General features: G+C 63.0%; 18 protein-coding genes. 10 read left to right on the top strand and 8 right to left on the bottom strand.

Going from position 1 to position 12,911, the window contains the following annotated elements; all coding sequences use genetic code 11:
- Positions 1-7 precede the first annotated feature (7 nt).
- Positions 8-1,270, bottom strand: a complete 1,263-nt coding sequence (locus IB262_RS26835; RefSeq protein WP_051659303.1) for an ABC transporter substrate-binding protein — start codon at positions 1,268-1,270, stop codon at positions 8-10.
- A 363-nt stretch (positions 1,271-1,633) separates the two neighbouring features.
- On the opposite strand from IB262_RS26835, the gene IB262_RS26830 reads away from it, so the two are divergent.
- Positions 1,634-2,653, top strand: a complete 1,020-nt coding sequence (locus IB262_RS26830) for a substrate-binding domain-containing protein (RefSeq protein WP_112771965.1) — start codon at positions 1,634-1,636, stop codon at positions 2,651-2,653.
- A 21-nt stretch (positions 2,654-2,674) separates the two neighbouring features.
- Here IB262_RS26830 and IB262_RS26825 read toward each other — a convergent pair whose 3' ends face one another.
- Positions 2,675-3,016: an SMR family transporter gene (locus IB262_RS26825; protein ID WP_034794243.1), complete on the bottom strand. Its 342-nt coding sequence runs from the start codon at positions 3,014-3,016 to the stop codon at positions 2,675-2,677.
- 121 nt (positions 3,017-3,137) lie between these two features.
- Positions 3,138-3,698: a TetR/AcrR family transcriptional regulator gene (locus IB262_RS26820; RefSeq protein ID WP_034794011.1), complete on the bottom strand. Its 561-nt coding sequence runs from the start codon at positions 3,696-3,698 to the stop codon at positions 3,138-3,140.
- Between the two features lie 141 nt (positions 3,699-3,839).
- On the opposite strand from IB262_RS26820, the gene IB262_RS26815 reads away from it, so the two are divergent.
- Positions 3,840-4,232 carry a globin gene (locus IB262_RS26815; protein WP_060605122.1) on the top strand — a complete coding sequence of 131 codons (393 nt, stop codon included), beginning with the start codon at positions 3,840-3,842 and terminating at the stop codon, positions 4,230-4,232.
- Between the two features lie 2 nt (positions 4,233-4,234).
- Positions 4,235-4,603, top strand: coding sequence for a DUF423 domain-containing protein (locus IB262_RS26810; protein ID WP_060605290.1), 369 nt, complete (start codon positions 4,235-4,237; stop codon positions 4,601-4,603).
- 88 nt (positions 4,604-4,691) lie between these two features.
- Here IB262_RS26810 and IB262_RS26805 read toward each other — a convergent pair whose 3' ends face one another.
- From IB262_RS26805 to IB262_RS26785, 5 genes are all read right to left on the bottom strand, one after another.
- Complete coding sequence (locus IB262_RS26805) at positions 4,692-5,006, bottom strand: antibiotic biosynthesis monooxygenase (RefSeq protein WP_034794014.1); 315 nt, start codon at positions 5,004-5,006, stop codon at positions 4,692-4,694.
- 157 nt (positions 5,007-5,163) lie between these two features.
- A complete protein-coding gene (locus IB262_RS26800) occupies positions 5,164-5,433 on the bottom strand; it encodes a hypothetical protein (RefSeq protein ID WP_112975165.1) in 270 nt (89 codons plus the stop codon).
- 29 nt (positions 5,434-5,462) lie between these two features.
- On the bottom strand, positions 5,463-5,876 hold the full coding sequence (locus tag IB262_RS26795; RefSeq protein WP_034794019.1) for a DUF2325 domain-containing protein: 414 nt from the start codon (positions 5,874-5,876) through the stop codon (positions 5,463-5,465).
- A gap of 202 nt (positions 5,877-6,078) precedes the next feature.
- Positions 6,079-6,984, bottom strand: a complete 906-nt coding sequence (locus IB262_RS26790; RefSeq protein WP_060605125.1) for an energy transducer TonB — start codon at positions 6,982-6,984, stop codon at positions 6,079-6,081.
- Between the two features lie 78 nt (positions 6,985-7,062).
- Positions 7,063-7,500: a hypothetical protein gene (locus IB262_RS26785; protein WP_192493995.1), complete on the bottom strand. Its 438-nt coding sequence runs from the start codon at positions 7,498-7,500 to the stop codon at positions 7,063-7,065.
- 161 nt (positions 7,501-7,661) lie between these two features.
- On the opposite strand from IB262_RS26785, the gene hemP reads away from it, so the two are divergent.
- From hemP to IB262_RS26750, 7 genes are all read left to right on the top strand, one after another.
- Positions 7,662-7,889, top strand: a complete 228-nt coding sequence (gene hemP, locus IB262_RS26780) for a hemin uptake protein HemP (RefSeq protein WP_082566325.1) — start codon at positions 7,662-7,664, stop codon at positions 7,887-7,889.
- 10 nt (positions 7,890-7,899) lie between these two features.
- Entirely contained in the window at positions 7,900-8,961 is a 1,062-nt protein-coding gene (locus tag IB262_RS26775) for a hemin-degrading factor (protein WP_060518976.1), read from the top strand.
- A gap of 22 nt (positions 8,962-8,983) precedes the next feature.
- Positions 8,984-9,934 (top strand): hemin ABC transporter substrate-binding protein, encoded by a 951-nt coding sequence (locus IB262_RS26770; RefSeq protein WP_112975167.1) that lies wholly within the window; start codon positions 8,984-8,986, stop codon positions 9,932-9,934.
- Positions 9,921-11,039 (top strand): iron ABC transporter permease, encoded by a 1,119-nt coding sequence (locus tag IB262_RS26765; protein ID WP_112975168.1) that lies wholly within the window; start codon positions 9,921-9,923, stop codon positions 11,037-11,039. The genes IB262_RS26770 and IB262_RS26765 overlap by 14 nt, the downstream gene beginning before the upstream one ends.
- A gap of 8 nt (positions 11,040-11,047) precedes the next feature.
- Entirely contained in the window at positions 11,048-11,839 is a 792-nt protein-coding gene (locus tag IB262_RS26760; RefSeq protein WP_034794256.1) for a heme ABC transporter ATP-binding protein, read from the top strand.
- A 176-nt stretch (positions 11,840-12,015) separates the two neighbouring features.
- On the top strand, positions 12,016-12,384 hold the full coding sequence (locus IB262_RS26755; protein ID WP_192493994.1) for a DUF883 family protein: 369 nt from the start codon (positions 12,016-12,018) through the stop codon (positions 12,382-12,384).
- 76 nt (positions 12,385-12,460) lie between these two features.
- Positions 12,461-12,892, top strand: coding sequence for a hypothetical protein (locus IB262_RS26750; protein ID WP_060582423.1), 432 nt, complete (start codon positions 12,461-12,463; stop codon positions 12,890-12,892).
- Positions 12,893-12,911 lie beyond the last annotated feature (19 nt).

Below are 12,911 nucleotides of genomic sequence, written 5' to 3'. Positions count from 1 at the left end.
GGGAGGATCACCAGTTGTCGCCCTTCATCTCGGTGAGTTCGACTTCGAGCAGTTCAAGATTTTCCGCTGCCGTGCCGTTGCCGGAAAGCGAGTTGTGCACCGCGTTCCAGAACTTGGCGGAAACCTCGTTGTATTTGACCTTGGTGACGGCCGACGGGCGCGGCACCGCGCTTTCGAAGATCGGTTTCCAGGCCGGCATGAACGGCTGGGCCTTGGCGACCTCCGCATCGTCGTAGAGTGCGGCAACCGTCGGCAGGTTCGAAAGCTCGATCGCCCGGCGCTTCTGCACCTCGGCGGACGACAGGAACTTGGCGAGCGCAATCGCCGCCTCCTGGTCGTCGGAATATTTGGAGACGGCGACGTTCCAGCCGCCGAGCGTCGAAGACGGCTGGTCACCATCGGTGGCCGTCGGCAGCGGCGCGACGGCAAACTTGCCCTTCACCGCGCTGTCATCGCCATTGCCGAGCGCATAGGCATAGGGCCAGTTGCGCATGAAGACGGAATTGCCGGTCTGCCAGACCCCGCGCGATTCCTCCTCCTGATAGGCAAGCACGCCCTGCGGCGAGATCGTGCCGACCCATCCCTTGATCCGGTCGATTGCGGCGGCCGCCTTCTCGTTGTTGATCGAGATCGTGCCGTCGGGCTCGACGATCTGGCCACCGCCCGACGACTTGACCCATTCGAGTGCGTTGCAGGTCAGGCCCTCATAGGCATTGCCCTGGAAGACATAGCCCCAGAGATCGGCTTGGCCGGCGGCCCGCTCCTTCTCCTGGATTTCCTTGGCGGTCGCAGCCAGCTCGTCCCAGGTCTTCGGCGGCGTCTTGCCGTATTTTTCGAGCAGGTCCTTGCGATAGAACAGTGCCGGTGCATCGGTGAAAACCGGCAAGGCCACGAGGCGACCGTTCACCGTCTGCGAAGCGATGATCGACGGGAAGTGCTGGCCAACAACGTCCTTTGCCGCCTCCGTCAGATCGACGAATTGGTCGGCCAGTTGCGGCGCCCAGACGACATCGGTCTGGTAGACGTCGACATCCTTGTTTCCGGCGGCAAGCCACAGCCGGTACTGGCTGAACTGCTCGCTGCTCGATGGCGGCATGGTGACCAGGCTCACCTTGTGCCCGGTCTGCTTCTCGAAAATGTCCAGCTGTTCGCGAATGAAATGAACGTTCTTCCCGGTCGTGTTGGCGGCGAGCGAAAGCTCGGCGGCGCCAGCCGTCCCGGCTGCAACGATTGCGGCACAAAAACTCAGCACATTGAGCGTGGTTGTCATTGGGTCGACTCCTCCTGTTCCCCCTCCACCGCACGAAAGCTCCTCGGCAAATTCGAAAGCGGTTTGGATGAGAAAAAGTTGGCAGAAGACAGAAAAACTGTCAATCCACACACTTAGAAAAGTCCATTTGGCGTGGATTATTACAAATATTCGTTGTTTTTCAAACAAATAGCAATGGGAGAGAAAAATCGCCCGCCCCTCACAGAACCCCATAAAATCAAAGGGGAACCGTATTAATTTAAAACGGTTTGGTAAAATCCATACCCGACCTGTAGAACCTGGCGTCCCCGACAAACCGATTGTTACGGGCAGCGAAGGTGTATATTTCTGGGACCGGGCTAGGCTTGAGGAAACGCATTTCGAATGAAGCTGAGGGAGTTCGCACAACAACTGGGGCTTTCGCCGACGACGGTCAGCCGGGCGCTGAGCGGTTATCCCGAAGTCAGCGAAAAGACGCGCAAGCGCGTGGCCGAAGAGGCAACCCGCCTTGGCTATCGTCCGAACATCAATGCGGTGCGGCTCGCCACCGGTCGGGCCGGCGCGATCGGCGTGGTCATGGGCCGCTCCGGCGAGTTCCATTTTTCCGAGTTCATGGGTGGCCTGGCCGAACGGCTCGGCACCGAGGATATCGACATTCTCGTCAGCCCAATGGACGACAAGAACCCCACGGGCGAAATCCAGCTCTATAGCCGGCTCGCCGTCAGCGGCCGCGTCGACGCCGTGATCGTGCACTCGCCCGAACCGAACGACGAGCGCATCGCCCTCCTCCACAAGCTCGGCATGCCCTTCCTCGTGCACGGGCGCTCCGATATCGACGTGCCGCACGCCTGGCTCGACATCGACAACGAAGGCGCGATCCGCCGCGCGACCTCGCATCTCATCGATCTCGGCCATCGCCGCATCGCCATGATCAACGGCCGGCAGGGCCGCACTTTCTCGCTTCACCGCGACAAGGGGTACCGCGACGCGCTGCAGGCGCGCGGCATCGCCTTCGATCCGCGCTTCGTCGCCCATGGCAACTTTACCGACGAACTCGGCTTCCGCTTCGCGCGCTCGTTCCTGGAGCAGACGCCCCGCCCGACCGCCTTCGTTGCCGGCTCGATGATGACAGCGCTCGGCATCTACCGGGCAGCACGGTCCATGGGCCTGGAGATCGGCCGCGAGGTCTCGGTCATCGCCCATGACGACGTTTTCCCTTACCTCACGGCCGACAACATGGTTCCGTCGCTCTCGGCGACACGCTCTTCGATGCGGGCGGCGGGCGCGCGCTCGGCCGACCTCGTGCTGCAGCTTCTCTCAGGCCGGCCGACCGAAGAGGTTCACGAACTCTGGCCGGTGGAACTGATCCTCAGGGAATCGACCGCGCCACCGCAGGGCGCTTGAGGACAGGCGCTGCCGACCGCTTCAGTGGAAGGTCGACTTGGAAAAGAGATTGAGGACCACCACGCCTGCTATGATCAGCCCCAGTCCGAGGATCGCCGCCAGATCGAGCTTCTGCCCGAAGGCGAAGTAACCGACGAGCGAAATGAGCACGATGCCGAGCCCACTCCACACCGCATAGGCGATGCCGACGGGGATGAAGCGCAGCGTGTAGGACAGGAAGAAGAAGGCGATCGCATAGCAGACCACCATCATCACCGTCGGCCCCAGCCGGGTGAAATGCTGCGCGGCCTGCATCGCCGAGGTGCCGAGCACTTCGAAGACGATGGCTGCAACCAGGACGGTATAGAGCATGGCGGGGTTCATCGGGGGACTCCATTCCGGACCAGAGCAGTTCCAGGAAAAGTGCAAAGCGGTTTTCCGTCCGGAACTGCGTGATTTCAAAGACTTAGATCACTCCAGTGTTTCGATAAAACGATGAAGTGATCTATTGCGCCGAAAGCGCCTTGAGATTTTCAACCAGACCGACCCGCGCCTCGGCATCGAGGTCGTGGCTCTGCATCAGATCCGCGAGCCAGACGCCGTCGCAGGCGAAACGCGCAAGCACGCAGCCGGTCGAACCGTCCGTCTCCGCAAACTCCGCCGATCGCCGGCCGACCCAGTCGCGCCAACGGCTCTTCAGATGCGGCTCGGCAATCAGCGCGATGGTCAGCATGCGCCAGCCCGGCACGTCTGTTGCCGGATCGAGCGCGAAGCAGACATCGATATAGGCGCGGGTGAAGCGCCCCTTCGCCACCGGATCGCGCGCCATCGCCGCCTCGATCTCGCGATCGAACCGTGTCACCAGGTCGTCGAACAGCCCGTCGAGCAGCGCGAGCTTGTTCGGGAAATGGTGCAGCAGCCCGCCCTTGCTGACCCCGGCTGCCTGCGACACGGCATCGAGCGTGATGCCAGCCACGCCCTGCTCGTGCGAAAGGCGTGCGGCAACCTCCAGCAATTGCTGGCGCACCTGTTCCGGCTGTTTCTTGCGACGATGAGCTTCGGTCATGCACCCATAAAGATACCGTCTGGACGGTTTGTCAAGAGAAGTGTTGTTTGACCGCGATGAAACGCCGCAAATTCGCGTTCTGAAAATCGTTGTCCGCCCGGTCGCTGCGCGCTAGGACCGAACGAACGAAGGACGCAGAGCATGGCGGAACCGGAAACCACGACCCTCTACGAAGCCATCGGCGGCGACCCGACGGTCCGCGCCCTGACGCGCCGTTTCTATGAGCTGATGGACACGTTGCCGGAAGCGGCGCGCTGCCGTGCCGTGCATCCGCCCGATCTTTCCGGAAGCGAAGAGAAGTTTTACGAGTACCTGACCGGCTGGCTCGGCGGGCCGCCCATCTATGTCGAAAAGCGCGGCCATCCGATGCTGCGCCGTCGCCATTTCGTCGCCGAGATCGGGCCCGAGGAACGGGACGAGTGGCTGATTTGCTTTACCCGCGCGCTTGAGGAAACGATCGACCATCCCAAGCTCCGGCAGATCATTCTCGACCCGATCACCCGCCTCGCCCTTCACATGCAGAACAAGGAATGACCATGTCGCACAGCGGATTTCGCGCCACGACGCTATTTGTTGCCGGTTTGATGGGCCTGACCGGCGTCGTCAGCGCGGCCGCCGCTTCGCATGGCGATGACCCGAGGCTGCTTGCCGGCATTTCGGCGATGTGCCTCGCCCACGCCCCGGCATTGGTGGCGCTCTACGCCGCCTGGCCGCACTTTCGAACGGCGGCCGTTGCCGCGCTCCTGATCGCGGTTGGCACGGCGCTGTTTTCGGCCGATCTCGCCATGCGCCATGTTACAGGCCACGGCCTCTTCCCGATGTCCGCTCCGCTCGGCGGCACGACGATTATGGCGGGGTGGCTCGCCGTTTCGCTCGGCGCCTTCCTGCTGAAGAAGACGGCCTGACCCCAAAACAATTCGCCTCCCGGAGAGGTCCATCCGGGAGGCGAATAACACGCAAAATCAGGATCATATGTCCGCGCCGGCGCGCGGATCAGGCGCCTTCAACGGCCGAAAAACCCTCGAACTTCGGCGGACCGAGATACATCGCCCTGTTCTCGCCGGCGTTCTTGTGGGCCGCGCGAAAATTCTCCGACTTGGTCCAGGCTGAAAACGAATCCTTGTCCTTCCAGACCGAGTTCGAGACGAAGAGCGTGTAGCCCTCCTCCGGCACGCTGTCGCCGCGCAGCAGGTGGAAGGAAACGAAGCCGGGCATCTCCGACAGGCTGGAATCGCGCCCCTTCCACACCGCTTCGAAAGCCTCTTCGTGGCCGATGGCGATACGAAAACGGTTCATGGCAACAAACATCTTGGTCTCCTAGGTCCTTTCACCGATACGGCAAAACGGTCCAACTCTTTGAATGGACGCAACCCCGCACGGAAAACCGCTTCGCACTTTTCCTGGAATTGCTTCCTAGCTTACGCATTTCCGGACGGAAAACCGCTTCGCACTTTTCCTGGAATTGCTAGGCACTTTCCTTCTTGCGGGCGGCATCGCTTGTGGCCCGTGGAAAGGCGAGGATAGTTCCTTCCTTCGGCTCCGCAAGCCCGAACGGGTCGCGCACCGGCGGGCGCGCCTGCCAGGTGGGGAACTCGGCGACGTTGGTATTCTCTTCCACCATCCGCGCCCGTCGCGTCAGGATCTCGTAGAGCTCGGGCACCAGGCCGTCGCCCTGCTGGGCCGCCAGCTTGTGCAAGCCGATCATCATGGCGAGATCGGGACGTTCTTCGTTCATTGCAAATTCTCGTCTTGTCTTTCAGAGGATTACCGCTCGTTGCGGCTGGTGGTCAGGTCCTGGAGCGCGCGTTCCAGGCTCGACTTCGAGCCGTTGCGCAGCGGCACGAAGGCCTTGCCCCACTTCTTGCAGCCGGTCTTCACGCGAAGACATGCGTCATGGCTGATGCAGTCGATCGGGCAGAAGACGCAGTCGACAGACGGCAGCACGCGGTCGATACGCGAAACGGCCTCACGCAGGCCACCGTCGTGGTGCAGCAACTCGGCGCCGAAGGAGCTGGCGATTTCGCGCAAGTGCGCCACCTGGCAATCACGGCCACCGACATAAAGGAAGCTGCGCCCTTCGAGCGTCGCCTTGCCGGCCTCCTGGCGGGCCTCGACCGGTTCCGAACCCGAGCGACCCTTGCCGTTCTTCGCCGCATTCTGGTGACGCTTGCCGCGCATGCAATCTTCTCCGTCTGGTCGCGCAACAAGGGCCTTCGTCAGGCAGCCGGTCGCATCGGGATATCCTCTCGACACACACCCTTCGGCTGCGTGACGAGGGCAACCTATTAAACTTGATAAACAGAGTAAAGTATAAACATGAGTTTTCTAATCATATTTTTTCTTGCAGCTTCTGCGCGAATCCCACGGCAAGGGGAAAAGGTCAGCGGACGGTCGCAACCATCGGCACGATGAAGGATTCGGAGCTTGGCGCTCCGGCCGGAAACGCCGGGAATGGCGCAGCGCGGCGAACCGCATCGATGGCGGCCTCGTCGATCGCCGGCGAGCCGGAACTGCCCGCGAGGCTGACACGCGTCAGGTTTCCATTCGACGTCAAGGTGAAACGAACGGTCGCCGTGCCGGATACGCCGTCGCGTCTTGCAGCCGACGGAACCTTGAACCGGCGTGTGATCCGCTTGCGGATCTTGCCGCCATAATTCTCCATGTTGGCGTTGCCGACCTCGGACGCGCGGCTGTTGCCATTCGCAGCGGACGAACTGCCATTCTCCTGGCCGTCCTGCTTGCCCTTGACCTGATTTTGCGCCTGCTCGCCCTGATCGCCCGCCTTCTTGCGGGTGACCTTCTTCTTTTTCACCGGCTCCTTCTTCGGCTCCGGCTTTTCGACCTTTTCCTTCTTCGGCTCCTCGGGCTTTTCTTCCGGCACGACAGTCTCGACCGGCGCGACGCTCGCCGTCACCACAGCCTCGGCGACTTGCAGGGTAGGCATTTCCTCCGCCGGCAGGATCACGTCTGCCTCCGTCGCCGTCAGGTCGTGGGGTTGCTCTGCAGCGATCTCCTGCGTGGGGGCAACATCCTCGACCGGCTGGATCTCGGCGGGCTGAACCTCCTCGGGCAGATCTTCCGTGGGCTCGACGATTTCGGACACTTCACCCGACTGAAGCGTTTCCTCGAATGCATCGCCGAGAAGCGCCACTTCGACGCTTTCGCCACCCTGGATCAGATCCAGTTGCGTCTCGGGCGGGTTGCTACCAAACAGCGTCGCGAGCACGACGCCGTGTGTTGCAAGCGATAAGACGGCGGCCCCGCTCCAGATGACGATACGCTTCATTTCAGCCTTACCTTCGTCGCACCAGGGCGACGCAAACCTCATGCTCGGATAGCCGGACGCGCTAAGCCCCAGTCCCGCTCACCCCTTGAGTTCGATCGCCGACTTAGAGCCGGTCTTGATCCCGCTCATGCAGGCGCCCGGCTGAACCCCGTCGCCGACACAGGCCGGCGCGTCGTTGATCAGCAGGCTCTTCACCGCATCGCAGTTGGTGCCGGGCAGATCGAACTGGCGAACCTTGGTCTTGCCGGCGGGAAGGTCGCGGAAATCGAGCACGGCCATGCGTTCGACCAGCCCCTTCTGGTCGAAAATGACGAACTCGAAGGAAACCTTGCTCAACGACTGCGCGAATTCGTTGCCGGCAACGAAGGTGAGCTTGCAGCCCTTCTGGGACGGCGCCACCTCGTTGAGCTCGATGGTCAGCCCCCCGGCCGCTGCGGTCTCCTGCGCCTTGGCAGCGGTTGCGGCAACGAGAGCCGCAAGAGCAACGGAAACAATCGGAAGGCTGGGAAACTTCATGACGACACCACTCCAAAGGATCGAGCACACCACCGAACGCCGGCCGCACGCCCTTGTCCACAACCCGGCAGCAACTAACTTGAGTTTATAAGTCCGGTATTGCGTCCATAAATAAATATGAGTAATGAAGTCAAGATAGTAATCGAATTGCACGGCGGGAAATGCGGGGAAATCAGCGCGGCCTGCCCACTCGAAACGGCCGAAACACAGTGACCAACGACAACAATCTCGCACGCCCCTCGGAGCCTCCGGTGCTGACCGGACGGGCGCAACGGATCATCGAAAGTCGCGAGCTCTTCGGCACCGAAAACGAGATTCTCATTTCCCACGACGGCGCGATCTACCGCATGAAGATCACCCGCCAAGGCAAGCTGATCCTGAACAAATAGGCAGATGAAAATGACCGAGAGCCTTCGCCCCACTCCCGTTGAAATCCGCGCCTACCGCGCCGAAAACCCGAAGTTGCGCGAGCGTGATATCGCAGCCCAGCTCGGCGTTTCCGAAGCCGCGCTGGTCGCTGCCGAATGTGGGCTGACCGCCGTGCGCATCGATGCCGACGCCAACCGCTTCCTGTCGCGGGTCGAAGAGCTCGGTGAAGTCATGGCGCTGACCCGCAACGAAAGCGCCGTCCACGAAAAGATCGGCGTCTACGAGAAGATCACCACCGGCGAGATGGCGAGCATCGTACTTGGCGAACAGATCGACCTTCGTGTTTTCCCGAGCGCCTGGGCACACGCCTTCGCCGTGACGAAGACGGACGACAAGGGCGAAGTCCGCAAGAGCCTGCAGTTCTTCGACAAGTGGGGCAACGCCGTGCACAAGGTACATCTGCGCGCCGCATCGAACGACGCAGCCTACGAAAAGCTCGTCGCGGATTTCCGCCTCGACGATCAGACGCAAGAGTTTGTAGCCGACACCAGCGTTCAGCCGACCGACGACAAGCCGGAAACCGTCGTGGACGTCGTCGAGCTGCGTGAGCGCTGGACGAAGATGACGGACACCCATCAGTTCCACGGCATGTTGCGCAAGCTGAAGATCGGCCGCCGCCAGGCGCTGAGCAACATCGGCGACGATTTCGCCTGGCAGCTCGACCCGCAGAGCGTCGAAGCGATGATGCAGGCAAGCGCCGAAGTCGAACTGCCGATCATGTGCTTCGTCGGCAACCGCGGCATGATTCAGATCCATTCCGGCCCGATCGCCAAGATCGCCACGATGGGCCCCTGGCTCAACATCATGGATCCGACCTTCCACCTGCATCTGCGCACCGACCACATTGCCGAGCTCTGGGCCGTGCGCAAGCCGACAGCCGACGGCCATGTCACCTCGATCGAGGCGCTCGACGCCAAGGGCGAAATGATCATCCAGTTCTTCGGCAAGCGCAAAGAGGGCCTGGCGGAACGTCCCGAATGGCGCTCGATCGCCGAAGGCCTGCCGCGCCTCGATACGACGGTTGCCGCCTGAGCGAGAAAATAGGATACGCAAGATGATCAACGGTCTCGACTTCCGTCGCCTTCGCCGCTCGGGGCTGGCGCTCGGCGCCTTCGCCCTTTCGGCGACCTTCCTGCTGCCGGCAGTGGCACCCGATGCCCCCGCCTTCATCCGGACGGCCATGGCCGAGGACACGCAGAAGGCCGACGTCTCGCGCGTCGTTTCGGTCGGCGGCGCCGTCACCGAGATCATCTATGCGCTCGGCGAAGAAGGCCGTCTCGTTGGGCGTGATTCCACCAGCACCTATCCGGAAGCAGCAAAGACGCTTCCGGATGTCGGTTATATGCGCCAGCTCGCGCCCGAAGGCATCATTGCGGTCAATCCGAGCGCCATCGTCGCAGTCGAAGGCAGCGGCCCGCCGGAGGCACTGGCGGTGCTGAAGGAGGCCAACATCGCCTTCACCAGCGTGCCCGAAACCTTCGACAAGGCCGGCATTCCCACCAAGATCCGCGCCGTTGGCGCTTTTCTCGGCGTCGAGGACAAGGCCGAAACGCTCGCCAAGAGCGTCGAAGCCGATCTCGATGCAGCCGTGGCGGAGGGTGCCGCGCGCGCCGACAGTGAGCGCAAGCGCGTGCTGTTCATCCTGAGCACCCAGAGCGGCAAGGTCATGGCCTCCGGTCAGGGTACCGCCGCCAACGGCATCATCGAACTCGCCGGCGCGGTGAACGCCGTCGGCACCTTCCCCGGTTACAAGGCACTCACCGACGAAGCGATCGTCGAAGCCAAGCCCGACGTCATCCTGATGATGGATCGCGGTGGCGAACACGCCGCCAAGGCGGAAGAGCTCTTCGCCATGCCGGCATTGAGCCTGACCCCTGCTGCCCAGAGCAAGGCGCTGGTGCGCATGGACGGCCTGCACCTGCTCGGCTTCGGCCCGCGCACGGCAAGCGCCGTTCGCGAACTGAATGCCGCCATCTACGGGAAGAAGGCCAATGCCTCGCAGTGAGGCATTGGACCGCGGCATGCGCCTGACCGGATTGGCCGCCGACATCCGCAACGAATGGCGTGCGGGCAACCGCTCGCGGCTGGCCCGGCTTCTCGTCGTCGCCCTCGTGGTAATCGCCATCGCCACCTTCGTCGGCTCGATCATGACCGGCGCGGCCGACGCGTCGCTCGCCAATGTCTGGCGCTGGCTGATCGGCGAGGCCGACCAGACCCTGAGCATCCGCGATCGCATCATCATTCTCGATATCCGGCTCCCTCGCGCCGTGCTCGGCATGCTCGTTGGCGCGTCGCTTGCGGTTTCCGGCGTGGTCATGCAGGGGCTCTTCCGCAATCCCTTGGCCGATCCCGGCCTCGTCGGCGTTTCCTCGGGCGCGAGTCTCGGCGCCGTGCTGCTGATCGTGCTTGGAACCGCCACCTTCGGGCCGCTGTTTGCCCTGTTCGGTTTCTACGCGCTGCCGGTCGCTGCCTTCTTCGGCGGCCTCGTCACGACGCTTTTGCTCTACCGCATTGCCACGCGCGGCGGACAGACCTCGATCGCCACCCTGCTTCTGGCCGGCATCGCGCTTGGCGCACTGACCGGCGCCGTCACGGGCGTGCTCGTCTTCATGGCCGACGACAAGCAATTGCGCGACCTCACCTTCTGGGGCCTCGGCTCACTTGCCGGCGCCAACTGGACGAAGATCCTGGCGTCGGCGCCGATCATTCTGCTTTCGCTCGCCGTCACCCCTTTTCTCGCCCGCGGCCTCAATGCGATCACGCTCGGCGAGGCGGCAGCCTTCCACATGGGCATTCCCGTCCAGCGGCTGAAGAACGTCGCGATCGTCAGCGTTGCTGCGGCGACCGGCGCGTCGGTTGCCGTCAGCGGCGGCATCGGCTTCGTCGGCATCGTCGTGCCGCATCTGCTGCGCCTCGTCATCGGTCCCGATCACCGCTACCTGCTGCCGGCCTCGGCTCTGCTCGGCGGCACGCTGTTGATCCTTGCCGACATGATCGCCCGCACCATCGTTTCCCCGGCGGAACTGCCGATCGGCATCGTCACCGCTTTTATCGGCGCACCGTTCTTCCTCTGGATCCTGCTGCGCGGCCGTTCGAACATGGGATTGTGAGCGAAGCCATGATCAACGTTTCCAATCTCTCCGTCCGCCTCGGCGGGCGACCGGTCATCCACGGCGTTTCGCTCGAGGCCCGACCCGGCGCGCTGACGGCGATCGTCGGCCCGAACGGCTGCGGCAAGACCACGACGCTGAAGGCCATTTCCGGAGAGCTTGCACCAGCAGGCGGGACGATCCGCATCAACGGCCGCGACCTGCGCGGCCTGAAGCCCTGGGAACTCGCGTCGATGCGCGGCGTGCTGCCGCAATCGACCGTCATCTCCTTCCCGTTCACGGTGCGAGAAGTGGTTCGGCTCGGGCTTGCCGCCGGCGCAAACGCCGACGCCGCCCTGCACGACCGGATCGCGGCAGAAGCGCTCGAAGCGGTCGATCTCGGCGGCTTTGCCGGGCGTTTCTATCAGGAACTGTCCGGCGGCGAGCAGCAGCGCGTGCAGCTTGCCCGCGTGCTTTGCCAGATCTCAGAGCCCGTTACCGATGGCCAACCGCGTTACCTTCTGCTCGACGAGCCCGTCTCCAGCCTCGATATCCGCCACCAGCTGGGCATCATGCAGCTCGCGCGCAACTTCTGCGAACGCGGCGGCGGTGTGGTCGCCGTCATGCACGACCTCAATCTCACCGCCATGTTCGCCGACCATATGGTGATGATGAAGGCCGGCAAGGTCCGCGCCAGCGGCGCTCCGGCCGAGGTACTGACGGACGAGACGATGGAAGCGGTCTTCGGCTGCCGCATGCGGGTGGGCGTGGCTCCGCCAGCGCCGGTGCCCTTCGTGCTGCCGCAAACCGCATCGCTCTGACGCAAGCGCACGTCCGGATTCTTCCGAGAGCCAACACCAAGATTTATCGAAACAATTTCCGCACTTGCGCGTTGTTCTCCCGAAGCGCCGGCGTAGGCCTGCAGTTGTGCCCGCCGGTTTGATCAGGAAGCGCCGACCGTTCGCGGCCGGCGCATGTGTGAAAGGGAGTATTCGTCATGGCGTCAGGCCTCTTCTCCGGTTCGAGCTCGCGTTCGACAGAAAGCAACGGCAAGCTCGCCGACATCTCCATCGAGGAACAACTGGGCGAATTGCGCAATGATGTGGCGACGCTTGTCGCCCTCTTGGCCGATCGCGGATCGACGGCTTCGCAGCAGGCGCGCAGCAAGGCACAGGATGCCCGCGAACAGGCTGAAGCGGGCCTCAGCGAACTGTTGGCAAGCGGTGAAGATCTGCTGGCCGAGCTTCGTGATCGCTACGCCGGCACGGAAAAGCAGGTTCGGCACGCCGTGCGCGAACATCCCGTCGCAACCCTCGGCGCCGCCGCCCTGATCGGTCTGGCCATAGCCGCGCTTCTTCGTCGCTGAAGAAGATGCAAGCCGGTGAGGCGGATGGGTTGCGCCCATCCGCTGAGATCGAGGGGAAGATGATCGGGGGCAATTCATGGGACCATTGACGGCAGCCCTGACCGCGCTCATGAGCGCCGATATCGGCGCGGCCACTGCGCGCGTGAAACGCAATGCGATCTTATGGGGCATTATAGGATTGCTGCTTGCCACGGCCTATGTCTTCGGCCTCGCAGCCGCGTTCCTGTATCTCAGCGCACTTTACAGTCCGGTCACAGCCTCCGCCGCGATCGCGATCGCGTTTTTCGTGACCGCGCTGGTGCTGTTCGGCATCATTGCGATGCTGCAAGGACGCGACCGCCGCCTGGCCGAGGAGCGTCGCCGCCGCAGACAGATGCAAACCAACCTGACACTGCTTGCCGCGGCGGGCATCCTGCGCAAACAGCCGCTGCTTGCGGTCGCCACCGCTCTGGCGATCGGGGCACTCGTGGGAACTGGCAAACGGCGCGAGCGCCGACGCGACGACTGACGCTTAAACAAGCGTCCCA

This window comes from Ensifer sp. ENS02, assembly GCF_014851885.1.
Taxonomy (GTDB): Bacteria; Pseudomonadota; Alphaproteobacteria; order Rhizobiales; family Rhizobiaceae; genus Ensifer; species Ensifer adhaerens.
The sequence above is the reverse complement of the archived record's forward strand: the minus strand, read 5'-3'. Positions and strand labels throughout refer to the sequence as shown.